Consider the following 20,508-nt stretch of genomic DNA (forward strand, 5'->3'; position numbering starts at 1 on the left):
GCCACCGCACCCTGCGCACCGCCGTGCCGATCCTCTACGGCATCTCGGTCTTCCTGGTGCTGCTGGTCCTCACCCCGCTCGGCGACTGCTGCTCGCCGCCGCGTCGACCTGCCTGGTGCTGCTGACCAGTTGGGGCGGCACCGAGTACGCGTGGGGCCCGCGCCCCTGAAGGCATGCGCTGCGCGCAGCCTTCCCCTGGGCGAGCGGAGCTCGTTTCAGGGGCGCGGGGAACTGCGCGACCAGCCCCCACCGGGCCCGCACACGAGACTCAGCGGAAGTCCCGGAGTACGACCTGCTTCGTGAGCCTGAATTCGTCCTCCGTGAGGACGCCCTGGCGGTGCAGATCCCCCAACTCCCTCAACCGGCGCAGCAGCACATCGTGATCGGCCCGCACCACACCCGGCACCCCCGGCAGGACCTCGCGGGGCGTCGACGGGTGCGGCAGCCGGGCCGTCACCGCCGCCGCGACCAGCGCCGTCAGCAGGTCCTTGCGGGCGTTGCCCCACAGATCGAGGGCGTAGGGGTCCTTCTCCGGCGGGAGCTTGACGTGCGGAGCGGTGTCCGTGGCGCTCTTGGTGACGAAGCGCAGGAACCCGTCCTCGTAACCGGAGTTGGGCAGCCAGTCGACCCCGTCGAGATCGGCGAGGGCGATGATCCGCGGGCCCGTCGCCCGCTTCACCCGGTCCGAGGTGTCGCTCCAGTCGATGCGGACCCGGCTGCCGTCGAAGGAGACCATGCCGTCGCTGGAGCGGACCGAGACCGGGACGGCGGGGCCCGGCACGAGGTAGGACACGGCCGGCCCGTCCGGGAGCTGTTCGAGCAGCAGCGCCTGCCGTATCTCCTCGGCGAGATACTCGGCGACGCCCGAACGGTCCGTGTCGACCGCGAGCCGGTAGGGGTCCGCGGCGTCCGGGAGACGGCCGCCGGTGGCCTGCAACAGCGGATCGGCGGCCTCCCGCAGGGTGAGGCGGAGCCGGCCGCGGCGCCGCTCCGGCTCGTAGGCGACCCCCGCGACGGCCGTCAGCGGCACGTCGATCTCGCCGTACGTCTGCCGCAGCAGGGCCACACTGCGGTGCAGACCTGGGGTGATGCGGACCATGGTTCCGTCGAAGGCCCAGGTTCCGTCACGCTGGATGATCTCGGCCATACGGAAATTCTCGCAGCGTCGTCAACACTTCGGTCAATGCGGGCGAAAGCCGTTCAGCCTTCAGGGAGGGACCTGCGCGCCGGAGCGTGCGCCGGGTACGGCACAATTCCCTGTCATCACAAGGAAGTTGACGGGGGGCACGACGGTGGCGGTGCAGGAAGCGCGGCAGGGGCAGGACGCGCACGGGGGCGGGTGCACGTGCGGTGACTGTCCGCACGGCGCACGCCAGGGGCATCGCAGGGCGGTCGCCGCGTTCCTGGCCAAGCGGGACGAACTGGCGGCCGGAACCGGACTGCCGCCCGCCGTCGCCCACTCGGCAGGGGCCTCCCGGCAGTGGATCTCCGACGAACTCACCCAGTCCGCGCAGGCCGTGGCCGACCGGGGCCGGGAAGAGGGCGCGGCCTGGCTGGCCGGACTGCGGCCGCGCACCCTGTTCGTCGTCTGGGGCGCGGCCGGGCTGCTCCTCCTGGTCCAGCTGCTCACGGCGCTCGGTACGGGCTGGACGGCCGCGCGCACGGCCGGGCTGGTCGCCGCCGTGCTGGTCGGCGCGCTGCTGACCGGCGCCGCTCACTGGCACCGGGCGCGCGGCGGGGTGCTCGCGCCGCTGATCGGCGAGGACAACCGGCTGTCGACGTCGCGGGCCGTGGCGGGCGGTGTGGTGCTGCTGTCGGTGTACGCGGTGCTGGTCCTCGCCGGTGAACTCGCGGCGGCCTCCGGCCCCGGCCGCCGCGACGCGCTCATCGACGGCCTCGAACTCGCCGCCGGGGCAGGTCTGTTGGCGGTGCTCGCCGTGGTCTGCGCGGTCGCGGTGCTGGTGCGCCGGGTCGTCGGGCTGCGGGTCACGGGGCAACGCCTGCAGAAGGTGCGGGCCGTGCGGCCGCGCGCCGCCGATCTGCTCACCGACGACTCGGGGCGCGGCAGCTTCACCGACACGCAGTACGTGGCCGTGTGCGCCGCCGCCGTGATCTGGGCCGGGGCGCGTCTCGCCCGGCGCCCCGACCAGCTCCCCGACCTGCCCTGGGGGCTCGCCGTCCTCGTCGTCGTGTCGGCGGCGACGTATCTGGCCGGAAAGTACGCCGAGGGCGGCCGTCCGGTCGTCCTGTCCGTGGTGCGGGCCCGGGAGGCCGGCGACCTCGACGCGCCCATCCGCACCGGCGACGACATCGAGATCCGCGGCGCCGGCTTCGTCCCGCCGGGCGCGGGCGGCGCCGACCAGCTGGCCCGGGTCGCGGTGCGCATCGGGCCGGTCCATGTGCACGTGCCGCTGGTGCCGGTCGCGGGCGGTTTCACCAATCCCGCGGACACCCTGCTCACGGTGCCGGTGCCGGTGGATGTGGAGCCCGGGCGGGTGGAGGTACAGGTCGTCACGGCGACGGGCGTCGAGACCAACCGCTGCACGATCGACGTCACCGATTGAGCCGCAGCCTCCTTTCGTACGTATGGTCGGGTAAAGGCGTGTGGAGCGCCCAGGCGCGAGAGGCGGCGGAGCGGTGATGGCACACGGCATGCGGACCGACGCGTACACCGGATATGTCGACAGGGGACGCGGCGACTGGCGGGAGACCGCTCAGCGGTACGCGCTGGTGCCGTTGCGCGTCTTCCTCGGCATCACGTTCATCTACGCGGCGTACGACAAACTCAGCGACAGCGCGTTCTTCAAGGCGTCCGGGGCCGGGTCCATCGGGGAGCAGATGCGCGGGGTCCGGGACAGCTCCGCGATTCCGGCGCTCGTCGATCTGGCGCTGAAGTCTCCTTCGGGGTTCGGCTACGCGATTGCCTTCGGCGAGCTGGTGGTCGGTATCGGCACGCTGCTCGGGGTGCTGGCCCGGATCGCGGCGCTGGGCGGCGCGCTGATCTCGCTGAGCCTGTGGCTGACGGTGAGCTGGCAGACGGAGCCGTACTACTACGGCAACGACTTGGCGTACTTGATGGCGTGGCTGCCGTTGGTGCTGGCCGGGGCGGCGGTGTGGTCGGTGGATGCGTGGTGGAGGGGGCGGAGGCGGGGGCTGTCCGTGCGGTGACCTGTCGGGTTGTCGTTCGTGTGCGCCCCGGTGGCCGCTTCCCGCGCAGTTCCCCGCGCCCCTGGAGGCGAGCTTCGCTCGCCCAGGGGCAGGGGAAGGCGCGCGCAGCGCATGCCTTCAGGGGCGCGGGGAACTGCGCGACCGGCCCCCACCGGGCCGCGGACGAACGACAACCCGACCGGGGCGCGGGGAACCGCGCGGCCTGCCTCGGAAAGTCACGGCCCAGGGGAAGACCGCCGGCGGCGCACCTCATGGGTCACGGTGCCCACGGCGCCGGCCAGACACAACCCCCCGACCACCAACGGAATCGCCACGAACCACGGCGTGTCCCACGCCCCGCCCGCGTCACCGAAGTACACGACCCCGGTCACCATCAGCACGACCCCGGCCAGCAGCCGCCCGGGACGGAATTCATGACGCACGGGAGACCTCCACCTGTCCGACCCCGACCTCGACATGCAGCTCGACCGTGCCGGAGGCATCGGTGCCGGCCGCCGGTTCGAGCGTCGCGCGCTTCTCGACGCCCGGCTGGACATCGACGTCGTTCGAGGCGTCCCCGGGCAGCTGAACGTCCCCGACCCCCACCTCGGCATGCAGCTCCACGGTCACGGCCGCCGGCACGACGACCCGCGCCTGCCCGGCCCCCACCTCGACGTGCACGGACACCGTCTTCCCGTCCCCGAGCCGCACCTTGCTGAGATCGAGCGTGCCGACCCCGGACCCGAGCTCGTACTTCTCCGAGAGATCGGCGGCGCTCGCCGGCGTCCAGTCCCGGTGCATCCACCGCGTACTGATGTTGGAGGGCAGCGCGGCGGACGCCGTCAGCAGCCCGGCCGTGACGACGGCGAGGACGATCGAGCCGACGCCGGTCCGCCCGCGGAAGGCGCTGACCGCGATGCCGAGCCCGAAGACGGCCAGCGCGCAGGCGAGCCCGGTCTGCAGGCTGTGGCCGAGCGAACGGTCGTCCCAGGTGAGACCGGCCCCGACCAGAGCGGCGACGAGCGCGCCGAGGAACGTGAGCGCCCCGATCCCGCGCAGCCCGGGCGCCCGCGCGGGCCCCACGGGCCGCCCCCAGCCGCCCGGACGACCCCCGGAGGGCGCCGCGGCGGCCCGCGCCATCTCCGGCGGCCCCCAGAAGTACCCGGTGCCCCCGACGTGCGTACCGTCCTTGACGATCGGATCGCGCCACCACGACGGCGCCCCGGCGACCGGCGGCGCCTGCGCCTCGGGCGGCGCGTCGGCGACGGCCTGCGCGGCGACCGGATCGGCCTCGGCGGTGGTGGTGCGCCGCTGCGACCAGTAGCCGGAGCCCGCGAGGAGCAGGGCGAGGACGGAGGCGAAGAAGAGCGCCCCGCCGTTGTTCAGCATGGACAGGAAGACGCCGCAGCCGACCAGCGCGGTGACGATCGCGGCGAGCCCGGGCCCGTCGACCCGCCCGGTGAGCAGCTTCCTGAACTCGTTCTCGTCCGCGTCGTCGTAGGCCACGAACAGCCACGCGAAGCCGTAGAAGATCAGCCCCACCCCGCCGGTCACGGCGAGCACGGCCAGACCGATCCGGAAGATCACCGGGTCCATGTCGCAGTGCCGGCCGAGCCCCGCGCACACCCCGCCCAGCGTCTTGTGCCTGCGGTCCCGGCGGAACCGGCGCAGCGGCGCGGGCTCCGGCTCCGAACCCGGGGCCGCGGTGGCGGCCGGGGCATCCTCTTGCGTCATACCTCCATGGTGGCGGGCCGGAGCCCCCGGCGGCAGTCGGGACAACCCTGGCCGGACCCTGAGATCGTCCCTGAGGCCCGTGCCACGGCGGGCGGGAAGATCAGGGACGTATCCGGGCCCGACCCTGATGCCCGGCGCCGCCCCGCCGTGTGACGATCGGTGCCATGCCGGAAGCAGCGACCGCCCCTCTCGTGGAAGACCCGCGGCCGCCGCGCAAGCTCTACCGCAGCAGCGACGGACGCTGGCTGGGCGGAGTCGCGCGGGGCCTGGCCGGGCATCTCGGCCTGCCCGTCGTCTGGGTGCGGCTGGTCTTCGTCGGCCTGTTCATGGCCGACGGGCTCGGCGCGCTGCTGTACGCGGCGTTCTGGTTCTTCGTGCCGCTCGGCGTCGGCGGCGTCGGCGCCGACCGGCCCGTGGCCTCGTCGGTCCTCACCACCGAGGTCTCCGCCGACGGCCGCCGCAGACTGGTGGCGCGCCGCCCCGACAAGGGGCAGATCCTCGCGCTCGTCCTGATGGTCATCGTCGCGATGATCTTCGTGCAGAACGTGCACCTGTCCGGCAACACCAAGGCGTACCTCGTCCCCACCGTGCTGGTCGGCGCGGGTGTCGCCCTGGTCTGGCGCCAGGCGGACAACGCGCGCCGGGCCCGCTGGGCCGAGGTCGGCCGCCGCCGGCGCACCCTGAACCTGGCCCGGGCCGCCGCCGGGGTCGTCCTGGTCGGCGCGGGCGTGACCGGCATCTTCGTCACCCAGGGCGCCACCGAGCACCTCGGCTCGATCCTCCAGGCGGCGCTCGCCGTCCTCGTCGGCATCGCGCTGCTCGCGGGCCCGTACCTGATCCGCATGACGCAGGACCTCTCCGAGGAGCGCCTGATGCGCATCCGCGCGCAGGAGCGGGCCGAGGTCGCCGCCCACGTCCACGACTCGGTGCTGCACACCCTGACCCTGATCCAGCGCAACGCGGACAGCGCGAGCGAGGTGCGCCGCCTCGCCCGCGCCCAGGAGCGCGACCTGCGCGCCTGGCTCTACAAGCCGGCCGCCGCCGAGGACCCGCAGGAGCCCGAGACGGTCGCGGAGGCCGTCAAGCGCAACGCGGCGGAGGTCGAGGACAAGCACGGCGTCCCCCTGGAGGTCGTGGTCGTCGGCGACTGCAAGCTGGACGAGGCCCTCACGGCACAGATGCAGGCCGCGAGGGAGGCGATGGTGAACGCCGCCAAGTACGGTGGCGAGGGCGGGGCGGTGCAGGTCTACGCGGAGATCGAGACGACGTCCGAGGGGGTCGAGGTGTTCGTGTCCGTACGCGACCGGGGGCCGGGCTTCGACATGGACGCCGTGCCCGCCGACCGCATGGGCGTAAGAGAATCGATCATCGGCCGGATGGAACGCAACGGCGGCACGGCCCGCCTGCGGGCGGTGCCCGACGGCGGCACCGAGGTCGAACTGACCATGAAGAGGGCGGAGAGGACGTCATGACCGACGCAGCGGCGGAGCAGGGCCCCGGACGGCACGTGCGGGTGGTCCTGGTCGACGATCACAGGATGTTCCGGACCGGCGTCCAGGCCGAGATCGGCCGCACCGAGACGACGGGCGTCGAGGTCGTCGGGGAGGCGGCCGACGTCGACCAGGCGGTCACCGTCATCACGGCGACCCGCCCCGAGGTCGTCCTGCTCGACGTCCACCTCCCGGGCGGCGGAGGCGTCGAAGTGCTGCGCCGCAGCGCCCAGTTGATGGGCGACGCCGAGAACCCGGTGCGCTTCCTCGCGCTGTCCGTGTCGGACGCGGCGGAGGACGTGATCGGCGTGATCCGCGGCGGCGCCCGCGGCTACGTCACCAAGACCATCACCGGCACCGACCTGGTCGACTCGATCTTCCGCGTCCAGGACGGCGACGCGGTGTTCTCCCCGCGCCTCGCGGGCTTCGTGCTCGACGCGTTCGCGTCCACGGACGCGCCGCCGGTCGACGAGGACCTGGACCGGCTCACCCAGCGCGAGCGCGAGGTGCTGCGCCTGATCGCCCGCGGCTACGCGTACAAGGAGATCGCCAAGCAGCTCTTCATCTCGGTGAAGACGGTCGAGTCGCACGTCTCGGCGGTGCTGCGCAAGCTCCAGCTCTCCAACCGGCACGAGCTGACCCGGTGGGCGACCGCGCGGCGCCTGGTCTGACCGCGGCCCGGCCCGGCCGTTAACCGGTGGACGGGCCGGGCGCCCCTGTGTCTCCATGGCTCCATGGTGTCCACCGACCGGCTCCTCGCCTTCGCCGCGATGTCCCTCCTCCTCATCGTCATCCCCGGCCCGAGCGTCCTGTTCGTCGTCGGCCGGGCCCTCTCCCAGGGCCGCCGCGCCGCGCTGACCACGGTCGCGGGGAACACGGCGGGGGCCTATGTCCTCGTCGCCGCCGTGGCGCTCGGCGTCGGCGCGGTCGTGGAGCGCTCGATCGCCGTCTTCACCGTGCTGAAGCTGCTGGGCGGGGCCTATCTGGTCTATCTCGGGGTGCAGGCGATCCGTCAGCGGCGGTCGCTCCAGACGGTGTTCGCCGGAGCGGGCGGGCAGCCCGCGAAGGGGTCGCGGACCTTCTGGGAGGGGTTCGCGGTCGGCGTCGCGAACCCCAAGACGATCGTCTTCTTCGCGGCGGTCCTGCCCCAGTTCGTGGACCGCGAGGCGGGCCACACCGCGCTCCAGATGCTGCTGCTCGGGCTGGTGTTCAACGTCATCGCGGTGACGTCGGACAGCATCTGGGGACTCGTGGCGGCCACGGCCCGCGACTGGTTCGCCCGCTCGCCGCGCCGGCTCGCCGCGGTCGGCGGCATCGGCGGCCTCGCGATGGTCGGGCTCGGGGTCACCGTCGCGGTGCAGGGCCGCAAGGACTGACGTACCGCTGCGCCTACTTGCCGGAGCCGACGTGGTAGCCCACCGGGTCGACGAAGACGTCGGGGGAGCTGCCGCCGTCGGCGGGGACGGTGATGTCCAGCCCGTCGAGGTTCACGATCTCCGAGACCGTCTCGTCCGGCGGGGTGACCGAGAGGCGGGTGAACTTCTTGCCCTGGGCGTCCGGGATCCAGCGGAGCAGGAAGCGGTTCTCCTCGCCGGGGCCGACGGTGACGGTGGGGGCCTCGGCGTCGGTGCGGGCGGCGTCCGGGCCGGTGTCGCCGAGACCGTCGGGGCCGATCAGCTGGACGCCGGGGAAGCCGTGCAGGGTGCACGTGGTGGAGCCGGTGTTCTTCAGGCTGACGACGACCTCGTTCTTCACGCCCGAGGCGGCGGCGGTGCCGGTGAGGTTGTCGGTCTTGCAGGCCGAACCCGAACCGGTCCCCTGGGCCTTGGTCTCCGTCTCCGTCTCCGTCCCGGTCTTGTCGGAGACGTGCGTACCGCTCGACGAGCCCGCCGCGGCCTTCGGTCCGTCCGCGCCGCCGCAAGCGGTCAGCGAGAGGCCGGCGGCGGCGACGACGAGGGCGAGGGCGAGGGCGGAGATCTTCTTCGTACGCATGGAGGCTCCTGAAACGGTGGGGCGTTTACTGTTCCGCGCTGTCGTTTCATAGGACATCTATGTGCGGGCGGGCCGTTGCGCGCCCTTGTCGATCAAGATTCCTCTGTGACACGGGAGTCGAAAAGCGGTGACGAAGGGCGGCCGAACGGTTCACGTGGGCTTCGGCGCACAACCATCGGCCGTTCACGCGCGTCTCGCAGACGACCCACCTTTCCGTTCAGGAGGCATCGTGTCCATCCGCAGACCCGTCCTGTCGACCGCCATCGCCGCCGCGCTGATCGGCTCGCTCGGCGTACCGCTCATCGCCGGGACCGCGTCCGCGCAGACCCGGGCCACCACCGTGCGCGAGGACTTCGACGGCGACGGCTTCCAGGACGTCGCCGTCGCCGCCCCGCAGGCGAAGGTCGGCGGCCACACCTGGGCCGGTTACATCACGGTCAGCTACGGCTCGGCCCACGGCATCGACCCGGCCCGCACCAAGGTCTTCAGCCAGGACACCGCGGGGGTGCCCGGCGCCTCCGGCGACGACCACAGGTTCGGCTACGCGATGGTCTCCCGGGACCTGGACGGCGACGGCCTGACCGACCTGGCCGCGGTCTCCAGCGAGTACGACGCGGCCGCCGGCACCAATGGCGCGGTGACCGTCCTGTGGGGCCGCAAGGGCGGCATGACCGGTGAGGGCGCCGCCCGTATCGCCGCACCCGCGAACACCTCGATCGGCGAGGACCTGACCGCGGGCGACTTCGACGGCGACGGCCACACCGACCTGTTCATGGACCACGGCGACGACTACGACTACCACGCCGTCCTCTACGGCCCCCTCGGCCGCGACGGCGCCCCCGCCCGCGAGCAGCAGGTGAAGGTCTACAGCACCGACAACTCCATCAACACCAGCACCGCGGGCGACTTCAACGGCGACGGCATCGACGACCTCGCGACCTTCTACGTCTACGAGAACCACGCCGAGGGCGGCAAGCTCTGGCTCGGTACCGAGAACGGCCTGTCGGCCACCTACACGGCCCTGCCCTCCGCGGCCGCCGCCGCGGTCGGCGACTTCGACAAGGACGGCAAGGCCGACCTCGCCACCCGCGTCTGGCCGGGCGAGATCACCGAGGGCACCGAGACCGACCCCGGCACCGTCAAGATCTACTACGGCTCGGCGACCGGCCCCAGCAGGACCCGTACGAAGACGATCACGCAGAGCACGGCGGGCGTGCCCGGGGCGAGCGAGAAGGGCGACCAGTTCGGCTCGCGCCTGAACGCGGCCGACGTCAACGGCGACGGGTACGCCGACCTGGCCGTCGGCGTCCCCGGCGAGGCGATCGGCACGAAGAAGCTGGCCGGCGCCGTGGTGCTGCTCAAGGGCGGCAGCGGCGGACTCACCGGCACCGGCGCGCAGGCGTTCCACCAGGACACCGCCGGTGTGCCGGGGGTCGCGGAGGCCGGTGACGCGTTCGGCGGCGCGGTGCGGCTGCTCGACGTGACGGGCGACGGCAGGGCCGACCTGGTCGCGGGCGCGCCCGGCGAGGACCTGGGCAGCGTCGTGAACGGCGGCGCGGTGTGGCAACTGCGGGGCGCGGCGGCCGGGTTGACGGCGACGAACTCGGTGGCGATCAATCCGACGGACATCGGCGCACCGTCGGCGAAGGCATGGTTCGGCGCGAACCTGAGCGGCGACAACGGCCCGGGCGTGCGGATTCCGTAGCGCACGTGCTGTCCGAGGGCCGTGGGGCCCGGGAAAACCGGATGCGCCCGCGCGTCCCCCGCCCCTACGGTCCTCGGATGGTCACTGGAGACGACGGCTACTTCCCGGAATCCATCGCGGCGGGCTACGACCGGTCCTCCGCCTCCATGTTCACCCCCGAGGCGCTCGATCCCACGCTCGATCTCCTGGCCGGACTCGCGGGCGACGGGCCCGCGGTGGAGTTCGGCATCGGCACCGGCCGCGTCGCCCTTCCGCTCGCCGCGCGCGGGGTCGGCGTCCACGGCATCGACCTGTCCCGGGCCATGGTCGCGCGGCTGCGCGCCAAGCCGGGCGGCGACCGGATCCCCGTCACGATCGGGGACTTCGCGACGGCGCGGGCCGAGGGGGCGGGCGGGTTCTCGCTCGTCTACCTCGTCTTCAACACCATCGGCAATCTGACCAGCCAGGACGCCCAGGTCGACTGCTTCCTGAACGCCGCCGCCCATCTCGCCCCCGGCGGCACCTTCGTCGTCGAGGTGGGGATGCCGGAGCTGCGGCTGCTGCCGTACGGGCAGGAGGCCGTGCCGTTCCAGGTCTCCGACACCCGGTGGGCGTTCGACCGGTACGACGTCGCGACCCAGGCGATGAGTTCGAACTACTTCACCCTCGACGACCCCGAGACCGGGCAGGGCACGTTCTGGTCCATCCCCTTCCGGTACGTGTGGCCGTCCGAGCTCGACCTCATGGCCCGGATCGCCGGGCTGCGGCTGCGCGAGCGGTGGGCGGGATGGGACCGGGAGCCGTTCACGAGCGAGAGCCGCAAGCACGTCTCCGTGTGGGAGAAGGCGGCCTGAGCCGCGACCGCGCTCACGCCACCCGCGCCGCCCCCGCGAAGGGCATCTGGTCGATCGGCGCGATCCGCACCGGGGCGCTCGGGTTGGGGGCGTGGATCATCTCGCCGTTGCCGATGTACAGGCCGACGTGGCTGATGCCCGAGTAGAAGAAGACCAGGTCGCCGGGTTGCAGCTGGGAGCGTGACACCCGCTGCCCCGCGTTGATCTGCGCGTACGTGGTGCGCGGGAGGGAGACGCCCGCCGCGCGGTACGCGGCCTGGGTCAGACCGGAGCAGTCGAACGCGTTCGGACCGGTCGCGCCCCAGACGTAGGGGCTGCCGAGGGCCTGGCGCGCGTACGCGATGGCCGCCGCCGCGCGGGAGCTCGGGGCCTCGACCGCCGGGCCCGTCGGGTCCGTCCGGCCGGCAGCGGACCGTGAGGCCCGGTCGGCGCCCGCCGCGGTGTCCTGGGCGGTGGCGCGCTCGGCCGGGGAGAGCCGGTCCAGGAGGTCGCGGGCCTCGCCCAGCTTGTGCGTCACGGTCTTCTTCTGCCGGGCCAGCTCCCGCTGCTTCGTGCGGAGTTCGGAGACCTGGCCGTCGGCCCGGCTGCGCAACTGCTCCACGTCCCGCAACCTGGCGCGCACCCGGGAGATCGTGGCCGCCTGCCGGGTGCCGACCCGGTCGACGAGGGACGCCTCGTCGAGATAGCGGTCGGGGGAGGAGGAGAGCAGGAGCTGAAGCGACGGGTCGACGCCGCCGGTGCGGTACTGGGCGGCCGCCGTCGAGCCGAGGCGCTGCCGCTCGGAGTTCAGGGCGTCCTCGCGCCGGGCCGCCTCGTCCTGGAGCGACCTGACCTTCTTGCGGGCCCGGTCGGCGTCCTCCTGCGCGCCGTTGTACTTGTCGGTGGCGACCTCCGCCTCCTGGTAGAGCCGGTCGACCTTCGCCTTGACCTGAGCGGGGCTGAGGTCGGGCTCCGCGTGGGCCGTGCCGCCGTCGAAGGCGGTGGCGCCCGCCGCGGAGGCGAGGGCGAGGGTGGCCGCGGTGCGGGCCGTCTGGCCGCTGAGCGAGCGCTGCCTGGGCTTGCGATGCGCTGCCGGCACGAAACGCCACGTCCTTCCGGTCGTACGACCGCCTCGGTACACGCCCGGCGACGGCCCGCACAGGGGGAACGGGCCGCCGCCGGACCCTCCTCGGCGGTGGTGTCCGACTGCCGCCCCTGGCCCGGGCGGCGGTGGGGAGCCGGTCACCTGAGCAAGGACGCTAAACCTCGGCGTAACGGGTTGGTGATGGATTGTTCGGAACTGCTCCCTTTGTTGTTGATCACGTCAGAGGGTGACAGTCCGGTGGCCGGGAGTGCTCGCGGGGGATCGGTGACGGGGCGTCCGGTCCGTCCCGTTAGGCTCCGGAACCATGGACGTACTCATCCATCTCTTCGTCGGCCTGCACATCATCGGCATCGCCTCGCTGCTCGGCGGCTTCCTCACGCAGATGTCGGCGATCGGCCAGGGCACCGCCCGCTTCAACAAGGCGATGCTGCACGGCGCCCTGACCATGCTGGTGACCGGTGTCGCCCTCGTCGGCCTCAATCAGGCCGACGACAACACCGTCAACAACATCAAGATCGGCGTGAAGCTGGCGATCCTGATCGTGATCCTCGGCATCGTCTATGTGAAGCGGGACGAGGAGAAGGCCGAGAAGGGGCTGTTCGCGACGGTCGGCGCGCTCACCGTCGCGAACATCTTCATCGCGGTGCTCTGGACCTGATCCGGTCCGGCGTCCGTCAGGCCGGGCGCACCACGCTGTGGATCGACGAGGTGCCGTCGTAGTAGATGGACTCCTCGCGCACGTACGCGCCCGGCTTCGGGGCGTGGATCATCATCCCGTCGCCGAGGTAGAGGCCGACGTGGCTGATGTCGTCGTAGAAGAACACCAGGTCACCCGGCTGGATGTCGGAGAGCGAGACCGTCGTGCCGACCTCCACCTGGTCCCAGGTGGTGCGCGGCAGCGTGATCCCGGCGGCCTTCCAGGCGGCCTGGGTCAGCCCTGAGCAGTCGTAGGAGTCGGGGCCGGTGGCGCCCCACACGTACGGCTTGCCCTCCTGGGCCTTGGCGAAGGCGAGGGCCTGGGCGGCCTTGGCGGCGTAGCCGGACGAGGACGAACCCGAGCCCGACGAACCCGAGCCGGTCGAGCCGGAGCCGGACGATCCCTCCTGGGCCGCCTTCTCCTCGGCCTCCTTGCGCTTGGCCTCCTCGGCCTCCTTCTGCTTCTGGGCCAGCTCGGCGGCCTTCTTGCGGGCCGCCTCCTCCTTGGCCTTCGCGATCCGCGCGAGCCGCGCCTTCTCCTCGGCGGTCAGCTTCGACAGCAGCTGACGGGCGTCCGCCAGCTTCGTCTGCACGGCCTGCTTGGAGCTCTGCAGATCGTCCTGGGAAGTGGAGAGCTGCCGCAGGTTCTCCTGGGCCTCGGTGCGCTTCTTCGCGGTCTTGCGCTGCTCGTCCTGGAAGTCGTCGACGGCCTTCTTCTGCTCGTTCGTCATCCGGCTGAGCAGCTGGTCCTGCGCGAAGTAGTCCTCGGGGTTGTCGGCGAGGAACATCGTCGCGGTGTTGCTCATCCCGCCCGAGCGGTACTGCTCGGCGGCGAACCGGCCCAGCTCGTGGCGGGCCTTGTTCATCTTCTCGGTGCGCTGCGCGATGTCGTCGAGAAGCCGGTCGACCTGCTTCTTCTTGCCGGCGGTCTGCTCCTTGGCCGCGTTGTACTTCTGCGTGGCGACCTCGGCCTGGCGGTACAGGGTGTCGACCTTCTTCTGCACCTCCTCCAGGCTCGGCCGGTCCGGCTGCGCGGGGGCGGCCTGCGCCGTCTGCGAGAGCAGGGCGACGGAGGTGAGGGCGGCGGTCGTGATGCCGATCGCCGGGGTCGTGCGAAGACCGCCGGCGAGTCGGGAGCGATTGCGCGGCTTGCGGTGCGACGCCAAGGCTGGCGACTCCTTCCGTCATCCGCCTACCGGGTTAGCTGTCGGGTTCGGGCCTGCGGAAGGTTGCCCTACGGTCCGCCGCCCCGTGCTGCCGGGCGGCCGAGCCGATTCACCCCAAGGTCGGTGGGTCCCCGGCTCCCTGCCTCGCGGCGTACGGAACTCGGCGGGGGCTGCCCGCTCGCCGCGACGACCGCGGACGGGGGGACGGGCTGCCCGCGCAGCACCGTAGCCAACTCGTGTTGCTGCTGTGAAGGTTGATGTGCGATATGCCCGATACATTTTCGTGACCTTGGTGCGGGTGGGGGATCGGAGAGGCGCCGGGAGGCGGTTTCGCGATCGCTTTATCCGGCTGTGTGCCGATGTGACGGCAGGGGGCGCGGCCGAGTGATCTGCGTCATGCGGAACGCGCCGCGCCCGGTCCCCACGGGGCGGCGGAACCCCGGTATCGCAAAGGCGGCGGCGGTCTGTCAGTGGGGCGGCCTAGACTCGTACGGCGATGAGCAGCCTCTTTGACGACAGTTTCCTGGCCAGCCTCCAGAGCGGCGCGGAGCAGCCCCCGCCGCCGCCCGAGGACCCCGTCGACGACAGCGCGCCGGAGCCGATCCCGGACGATCTGTTCGGCGGGAAGTTCGACGTGCCCCCGGCCAGGGACGCGTACTACCGCGACGGCGCCCCGCGCCCGGCGGTGGATCCGGAATCCCTGCTCGACGGGTTGAACGAGAATCAGCGCGCGGCCGTCGTCCACGGCGGCTCGCCCCTGCTCATCGTCGCGGGCGCCGGCTCCGGCAAGACCCGCGTCCTGACGCACCGCATCGCGTACCTGCTCGCCGAGCGCGGCGCCCACCCGGGCCAGATCCTCGCGATCACGTTCACGAACAAGGCCGCGGGCGAGATGAAGGAGCGCGTCGAGGCCCTCGTCGGACCCCGGGCGAACGCGATGTGGGTGTCCACCTTCCACAGCGCGTGCGTGCGGATCCTGCGCCGCGAGAGCAAGAAGCTGGGCTTCACGTCCTCCTTCTCGATCTACGACGCCGCCGACAGCAAGCGCCTCATGGCCCTGGTCTGCCGTGACCTGGATCTGGACCCGAAGAAGTTCCCGCCGAAGTCCTTCAGCGCCAAGATCAGCAACCTGAAGAACGAGCTGATCGACGAGGAGGACTTCGCGGGCCAGGCCGCCGACGGCTTCGAGAAGACCCTCGCCCAGGCCTACGCGATGTACCAGTCCCGCCTCCGCGAGGCGAACGCGCTGGACTTCGACGACCTGATCATGACGACGGTCAATCTGCTGCGCGCGTTCCCGGACGTCGCCGAGTACTACCACCGCCGCTTCCGCCACGTCATGGTCGACGAGTACCAGGACACCAACCACGCGCAGTACGCGCTGGTGAAGGAGCTGGTGGGCCCGGCGGACGGCGAGGGCGCGGACCCGGCCGAGCTGTGCGTCGTCGGTGACGCCGACCAGTCGATCTACGCCTTCCGCGGCGCCACGATCCGCAACATCCTCGACTTCGAGGAGGACTATCCGAACGCGACGACGATCATGCTGGAGCAGAACTACCGCTCCACGCAGACGATCCTCTCGGCGGCGAACGCGGTCATCGAGCGCAACGAGTCCCGCCGCCCCAAGAACCTGTGGACGAACGCGGGAGCGGGCGCCCAGATCACCGGCTACGTCGCGGACACCGAGCACGACGAGGCCCAGTTCATCGCCGACGAGATCGACCGCCTCACGGACGCGGGCGACGCCCAGTCCGGCGACGTCGCGGTCTTCTACCGGACGAACGCGCAGTCCCGTGTCTTCGAAGAGGTCTTCATCCGCGTAGGACTGCCGTACAAGGTCGTCGGCGGCGTCCGCTTCTACGAGCGCAAGGAGGTCAGGGACGTCCTGGCCTATCTGCGGGTGCTCTCCAACCCGGAGGACTCCGTCCCGCTGCGCCGGATCCTGAACGTGCCGAAGCGCGGCATCGGCGACCGCGCCGAGGCGATGATCGACGCGCTGTCGCAGCGCGAGAAGATCTCGTTCCCGCAGGCGCTGCGTCGCGTCGACGAGGCGTACGGCATGGCGGCCCGCTCGACGAACGCGGTGAAGCGGTTCAACACGCTCATGGAGGACCTGCGCACGATCGTCGAGTCGGGCGCGGGCCCGGCGACGGTCCTGGAAGCGGTCCTGGAGCGCACCGGCTACCTCGCGGAACTCCAGGCCTCCACCGACCCGCAGGACGAGACCCGCATCGAGAACCTCCAGGAACTCGCCGCCGTGGCGCTGGAGTTCGAGCAGGACTCGGCCGCCGCGCCGGACGAGGGCACGCAGGAGGACGGCGCGCAGGAGGACGGCGTAGAGGCCCCGGTCTCCGGCGGCACGCTCTCCGACTTCCTGGAGCGGGTCGCCCTCGTCGCGGACTCCGACCAGATTCCCGACGAGGACGAGGACGGCAGCGGCGTCATCACCCTGATGACCCTGCACACCGCCAAGGGCCTGGAGTTCCCGGTGGTCTTCCTGACGGGCCTGGAGGACGGCGTCTTCCCGCACATGCGCTCGCTCGGCCAGGCCAAGGAGCTGGAGGAGGAGCGCCGGCTCGCCTATGTGGGCATCACGCGCGCGCGGGAGCGGCTGTACCTCACCCGCTCCACCATGCGCAGCGCCTGGGGCCAGCCCTCGTACAACCCGCCGTCGCGGTTCCTCGAGGAGATCCCGGCCGCGCACCTGGACTGGAAGCGCACGGGCCCCTCGACGCCTGCGGCCTCGACGAAGAGCATCGGCGGCGGCATCGCGGCCTCGCTGTCCTCGTCGCGTTCGCGCTCGTCGACCCCGGCGTTCGCCACCCGCCGGGCCAGCGAGAAGCCGGTGGTGTCCCTGGCGGTCGGCGACCGTGTCACGCACGACCAGTTCGGTCTGGGCACGGTGGTCGGGGTGACCGGCTCGGGGTCGAACGCGGAGGCGACGATCGACTTCGGCGACCCGAAGCCGAAGCGGCTGCTGCTGCGGTACGCGCCGGTCGAGAAGCTGTAGCGGGATCTAGGTGGGATCCAGGCCGTGGCTGCGCAGCCACGGCAGCGGGTCGATCGCCGAGCCGCCCCCGGGCCGTACCTCGAAGTGCAGGTGCGGTCCGGTCGAGTTCCCGGAGTTGCCCGACCGCGCGATGACGTCGCCGGCCTTGACCGGGCCGCTCATCACGGTGTGCGCGGAGAGATGGCAGTACCAGGTCTCGGTGCCGTCCTTGGCGGTCACTATCGCCATGTTCCCGTACGCGCTGTTCCACTGCGTCCGCACGGTGCCGTCCGTCGCGGCCATCACCGGGGTCCCGTAGCTCACCGGGAAGTCGATGCCGGAGTGGACGGACATCCAGTTGATGCCGGCCTGCCCGTAGTAGGCGCTCAGCCCGTGCTGCTTCACCGGGATCGCGAACTTCGGGCGCGCCGCCTCCTTGCGCGCGGCCTCCTCGGCGGCCTTCTTGCGGTCCGCCTCCTGCTTGGCCTTCAGGTCGATGCGTTCCTGGGTGCGGCTCGCCCGGTCGGCGAAGTCACCGGCGTCCTGGGAGAGATCGGCGAGCTGGGTGTCCAGCTTGTTGTTGGCCGTGGACGGCTTCACGGCGGTCGCGTCGGACGCCGTCATCGCCTGCGTCTCCGTGTCGTCGCCGCCTCCGCCGACCCCGACCGAGGCCGCCGCGATCCCGGCGATGCCGACCACGCACACCGACGGCACGGCGACGGTCAGCAGCGCGGAGCGCTTGGCGGGGGTGCGGCGCCGGGACCGGCCGCGGGCCGCGGCGCGCGAGGCGAACTCCCGCTCCTCAGCGACCGGTTCGGGGTGCTCCGCGGCCGGCTCGTCGGTGCCGTACGGGTCCGGTGCCGCGTCCGTCGCCTGGCCCGGGTCCGGGACCGGCTCGTGCACGGCTTCGAGCTGGCCGGTGTCCGTGACGGGCGTGCCGCCGGAGTTCCACTGCGTGGCGTCGTACGCGCCCGTGTCGTACGCCGTCGCACCGAAGACCGGCGACTCGAAGCTCTGCGTGTCGTAGGTCTGCGCGTCGGGGTGCTGCGCTTCGAGGTGCTGCGTGTCGAAGTGCTGCGTGTCGAATGGCTGGGCGTCGAGGGACTGCGTCTCGAAACTCTGGGTCCCGAAGGCCGGGGCCTCGAAGGTCTGCGTCTCGAAGGTCTGGGTCTCGAACGTCTGCGTATCGAAGGCCGGGGCCTCGAAGGTCTGGGTCCCGAAGGTCTGCGTGCCGTCGTACGCCGTCGTGTCCCACTGCCCGGTGTGCTGCCCGGGGCCGCCGGACTGGGCCGGGATGCCGCCGCTCTGCTCGTACCCGGAGGTGGGCCAGGCGCCGGTCGTGTCGTAGCCGCCGGTGTCGTACGAGGACGGGTACGCGGCGTTGTGCTGCTGCTGCTGGTGGCCGGGGTCGGCGTACCAGTGGCCCGTGTCGTAGGAGCCCGTGTCGTACGCACCGGTGGCGTAGGAACCGGTGTCGGGGCTGTCGCCCGGCAGGTCACCGAAGAGTGGATCGGTGGCGAAGCTGGTCGTGGAGTAACCGTCGTGTGCCGCGTAGTGCGCGGTCCCCGACGGATGACGGTCGTTCACCAACTTCTCTTTCGCCTCGACAACAGGGGCTGCCAGAGCAGTGCGGCGACTGTACCCGGCAGTACGAGGGCGCGACAATCTTCCGCAGGTTTCCCGGCCCGCAAAGACGGGCAATCGCCCGTCTTTCGGTGGACTGTGGGCACAGCTTTGGCGCTGAGTTCGAGAAACGTTCGACCTCAGCGCCGTGTGCGGCTGTCGTCAGGCCACCGTCAGACCGCCGACCGAGTCGGCGGCGCGCGCTCCTTCCGTCGTGGGCGCGGCGTCGAGTGCCTGCCGGACCCCGGCCGCGACCGCCGGGTGCACCGGCAGCGCCAGATGTCCGATGCCGGTCACCCGCACGTTCTGCGCGAGCAGATCGGGGTGGTCCACGCAGGCCGTCTCCAGCGGAACCATCAGATGGTCGAAGTCGCTCCAGAAACTCACGAAACGCGTCCGGCACCCGGGCGCCGGCTCCTTCAGCTCCTCGATCACCGACGAGCCGGGCCGCATCTGCCGCACGATCGGGTGCGCGTCCGCGAGCGGCACGACCCGGGTGCCCGCGTGCGGGGTGCCGAGCGTGACGAGGGTGCGGACGTGCGCGTCCCCGCCGAGCCGCTGTACGTAGTAGCGCGCGATGAGACCGCCCAGGCTGTGCCCGACGATGTCGATCCGGTCCTGCCCGGTGCGCTCGCGCAACTGCGTCACATGGCGGGCGAGCAGGGTGGCCGCGGCGCGTATGTCGCAGGTCAGCGGCGAGTAGTTGAGCGATTCGACCGGCTGGCCGCCGTGCTGGGCCAGGGTGCGGCGCAGCAGGACGAAGACGGAACGGTTGTCGATGAAGCCGTGCAGCAGCAGCACCGGCGGCTTCGCCGGGGCCGGCAGGCGCGGCGCGGTGGCCGGCGTCGTCTCGGGCTCTTCCGGCACCGGGTCCGTGTCGTGCGGCGGAACGAGCGGGAGGGCCGGTGGCCTTGGTCGTTCGGGGAGCACGCCCGAGGGGTAGAGGAGCAGGTGCCCGGCCAGGATGGCCAGCTCCAGCGCGGTCGCCTTCAGCAGCGCGATCGACAGCCCGGCCAGTCTCGTGGGCAGCAGATGACAGTGCGGGCGAAAGGGCAGCGCCCTCGTGACCTTCATTCGGTCGACCTCCCGTCGGCGCACGGGGGGCCTCGCTGTCCCCCGTGTGCACTCCTGGGGAGCCGGCCGAGCAGGCGGATGCGCCATGAACCGATGTACCGACGCATCGGCCCTGCGAGTCGGTCCGCACGACGACGGGAGCACCGGGCCACCGTGCCGTGCGGCTGACGGCGCGGTGGCGCGGCGATCTCGTAGCGGCTCCCCTCGCGCCCGTCCCGGATGCGGCGGATGTGCCACCCAGCGGGGATGCGGCGCGCAGCGAACGTGTCCCACCGTGTGATTTCCCCCTCGGTCCGCACCGTGAAACGGGCGGTTGCGGGATGCTGTCGATAACGTTCGTTCACTTCGGATATCCACGACGGGGTATACCGGGGGTCAGTCGCTTCAGGGAGGCAGTGATGGGTGTGGCAGCCGGTCCGATCCGCGTGGTCGTCGCGAAGCCTGGGCTCGACGGCCACGATCGCGGGGCCAAGGTGATCGCGCGGGCCCTGCGCGACGCCGGTATGGAGGTCATCTACACGGGACTGCACCAGACCCCCGAGCAGATCGTGGACACCGCCATCCAGGAGGACGCCGACGCGATCGGCCTCTCCATCCTCTCCGGCGCGCACAACACGCTCTTCGCGCGCGTCATCGAGCTGCTGGCCGAGCGGGACGCCGCCGACATCAAGGTCTTCGGCGGCGGCATCATCCCGGAGGCCGACATCGCGCCCCTGAAGGAGAAGGGCGTCGCGGAGATCTTCACTCCCGGCGCGACCACGGCGTCGATCGTGGAGTGGGTCAGGACGAACGTCCGCGAGCCCGCCGAAGCGTAGCCCTGCCGGGGGCTGGGCGGTTCTGGGTCCGCTGTCGTCCGCGGGCCGGTGGCCGCTTCTCGCGCAGTTCCCCGCGCCCCTGGAAGCGAGCTTCGCTCGCCCAGGGGAAGGCTGCCCCGGCCGACGGGGCGCGGCGCCGCTTCGCGGACTTCGCCGCGTA

18 protein-coding genes and 1 riboswitch are annotated in these 20,508 nt (G+C 72.0%); of the genes, 10 read left to right on the forward strand and 8 right to left on the reverse strand.

Features of this window, described 5'->3' with window-relative positions:
• Positions 1–268: 268 nt before the first annotated feature.
• On the reverse strand, positions 269–1,147 hold the full coding sequence (locus ABZ930_RS39525) for a DUF4429 domain-containing protein (protein WP_361559774.1): 879 nt from the start codon (positions 1,145–1,147) through the stop codon (positions 269–271).
• A 145-nt stretch (positions 1,148–1,292) separates the two neighbouring features.
• Between ABZ930_RS39525 and ABZ930_RS39530 the strand changes: the two genes are divergently transcribed.
• Both ABZ930_RS39530 and ABZ930_RS39535 read left to right on the forward strand, forming a co-directional pair.
• Positions 1,293–2,564: a hypothetical protein gene (locus ABZ930_RS39530; RefSeq protein WP_361559777.1), complete on the forward strand. Its 1,272-nt coding sequence runs from the start codon at positions 1,293–1,295 to the stop codon at positions 2,562–2,564.
• Positions 2,565–2,640: 76 nt separating this feature from the next.
• Positions 2,641–3,168, forward strand: coding sequence for a DoxX family membrane protein (locus ABZ930_RS39535; protein ID WP_361559780.1), 528 nt, complete (start codon positions 2,641–2,643; stop codon positions 3,166–3,168).
• A 215-nt stretch (positions 3,169–3,383) separates the two neighbouring features.
• Here the strand turns inward: ABZ930_RS39535 and ABZ930_RS39540 are convergent, their stop codons facing one another.
• Positions 3,384–3,626 carry a hypothetical protein gene (locus ABZ930_RS39540; RefSeq protein ID WP_361559783.1) on the reverse strand — a complete coding sequence of 81 codons (243 nt, stop codon included), beginning with the start codon at positions 3,624–3,626 and terminating at the stop codon, positions 3,384–3,386.
• Complete coding sequence (locus ABZ930_RS39545; protein ID WP_361559786.1) at positions 3,580–4,881, reverse strand: PspC domain-containing protein; 1,302 nt, start codon at positions 4,879–4,881, stop codon at positions 3,580–3,582. The genes ABZ930_RS39540 and ABZ930_RS39545 overlap by 47 nt, the downstream gene beginning before the upstream one ends.
• 164 nt (positions 4,882–5,045) lie before the next feature.
• Between ABZ930_RS39545 and ABZ930_RS39550 the strand changes: the two genes are divergently transcribed.
• The 3 genes from ABZ930_RS39550 (at position 5,046) to ABZ930_RS39560 (ending at position 7,747) form a co-directional block, all read left to right on the forward strand.
• On the forward strand, positions 5,046–6,353 hold the full coding sequence (locus ABZ930_RS39550) for a PspC domain-containing protein (RefSeq protein WP_361559789.1): 1,308 nt from the start codon (positions 5,046–5,048) through the stop codon (positions 6,351–6,353).
• Positions 6,350–7,042, forward strand: coding sequence for a response regulator transcription factor (locus ABZ930_RS39555; protein WP_361559792.1), 693 nt, complete (start codon positions 6,350–6,352; stop codon positions 7,040–7,042). The genes ABZ930_RS39550 and ABZ930_RS39555 overlap by 4 nt, the downstream gene beginning before the upstream one ends.
• Before the next feature lie 63 nt (positions 7,043–7,105).
• Positions 7,106–7,747 carry a LysE family translocator gene (locus ABZ930_RS39560; RefSeq protein WP_361559795.1) on the forward strand — a complete coding sequence of 214 codons (642 nt, stop codon included), beginning with the start codon at positions 7,106–7,108 and terminating at the stop codon, positions 7,745–7,747.
• A gap of 13 nt (positions 7,748–7,760) precedes the next feature.
• On the opposite strand, the gene ABZ930_RS39565 is transcribed toward ABZ930_RS39560, so the two are convergent.
• Entirely contained in the window at positions 7,761–8,363 is a 603-nt protein-coding gene (locus ABZ930_RS39565) for a DUF4232 domain-containing protein (protein WP_361559798.1), read from the reverse strand.
• A 229-nt stretch (positions 8,364–8,592) separates the two neighbouring features.
• Between ABZ930_RS39565 and ABZ930_RS39570 the strand changes: the two genes are divergently transcribed.
• Both ABZ930_RS39570 and ABZ930_RS39575 read left to right on the forward strand, forming a co-directional pair.
• Positions 8,593–10,068 (forward strand): FG-GAP-like repeat-containing protein, encoded by a 1,476-nt coding sequence (locus ABZ930_RS39570; RefSeq protein WP_361559801.1) that lies wholly within the window; start codon positions 8,593–8,595, stop codon positions 10,066–10,068.
• A 77-nt stretch (positions 10,069–10,145) separates the two neighbouring features.
• Complete coding sequence (locus ABZ930_RS39575; protein ID WP_361559804.1) at positions 10,146–10,901, forward strand: class I SAM-dependent methyltransferase; 756 nt, start codon at positions 10,146–10,148, stop codon at positions 10,899–10,901.
• A gap of 13 nt (positions 10,902–10,914) precedes the next feature.
• Here the strand turns inward: ABZ930_RS39575 and ABZ930_RS39580 are convergent, their stop codons facing one another.
• Positions 10,915–11,979 carry a C40 family peptidase gene (locus ABZ930_RS39580; protein ID WP_361559807.1) on the reverse strand — a complete coding sequence of 355 codons (1,065 nt, stop codon included), beginning with the start codon at positions 11,977–11,979 and terminating at the stop codon, positions 10,915–10,917.
• A 310-nt stretch (positions 11,980–12,289) separates the two neighbouring features.
• Between ABZ930_RS39580 and ABZ930_RS39585 the strand changes: the two genes are divergently transcribed.
• A complete protein-coding gene (locus tag ABZ930_RS39585; protein ID WP_361559810.1) occupies positions 12,290–12,643 on the forward strand; it encodes a hypothetical protein in 354 nt (117 codons plus the stop codon).
• Between the two features lie 16 nt (positions 12,644–12,659).
• Here ABZ930_RS39585 and ABZ930_RS39590 read toward each other — a convergent pair whose 3' ends face one another.
• On the reverse strand, positions 12,660–13,847 hold the full coding sequence (locus tag ABZ930_RS39590) for an NlpC/P60 family protein (RefSeq protein WP_361559813.1): 1,188 nt from the start codon (positions 13,845–13,847) through the stop codon (positions 12,660–12,662).
• A gap of 7 nt (positions 13,848–13,854) precedes the next feature.
• A riboswitch (cyclic di-AMP (ydaO/yuaA leader) is annotated at positions 13,855–14,023 on the reverse strand.
• Positions 14,024–14,343: 320 nt separating this feature from the next.
• On the opposite strand from ABZ930_RS39590, the gene pcrA reads away from it, so the two are divergent.
• On the forward strand, positions 14,344–16,857 hold the full coding sequence (gene pcrA, locus ABZ930_RS39595) for a DNA helicase PcrA (RefSeq protein WP_361559816.1): 2,514 nt from the start codon (positions 14,344–14,346) through the stop codon (positions 16,855–16,857).
• 6 nt (positions 16,858–16,863) lie between these two features.
• On the opposite strand, the gene ABZ930_RS39600 is transcribed toward pcrA, so the two are convergent.
• A complete protein-coding gene (locus tag ABZ930_RS39600) occupies positions 16,864–18,423 on the reverse strand; it encodes a M23 family metallopeptidase (protein ID WP_361559819.1) in 1,560 nt (519 codons plus the stop codon).
• 198 nt (positions 18,424–18,621) lie between these two features.
• Complete coding sequence (locus tag ABZ930_RS39605) at positions 18,622–19,533, reverse strand: alpha/beta fold hydrolase (RefSeq protein ID WP_361559822.1); 912 nt, start codon at positions 19,531–19,533, stop codon at positions 18,622–18,624.
• A gap of 398 nt (positions 19,534–19,931) precedes the next feature.
• On the opposite strand from ABZ930_RS39605, the gene ABZ930_RS39610 reads away from it, so the two are divergent.
• Complete coding sequence (locus ABZ930_RS39610) at positions 19,932–20,348, forward strand: cobalamin B12-binding domain-containing protein (RefSeq protein ID WP_361559825.1); 417 nt, start codon at positions 19,932–19,934, stop codon at positions 20,346–20,348.
• The last annotated feature ends 160 nt before the right edge of the window (positions 20,349–20,508 follow it).

The sequence above is a fragment of the Streptomyces sp. NPDC046716 genome, assembly GCF_040645755.1.
In the GTDB taxonomy this organism is placed as follows: Bacteria; Actinomycetota; Actinomycetes; order Streptomycetales; family Streptomycetaceae; genus Streptomyces.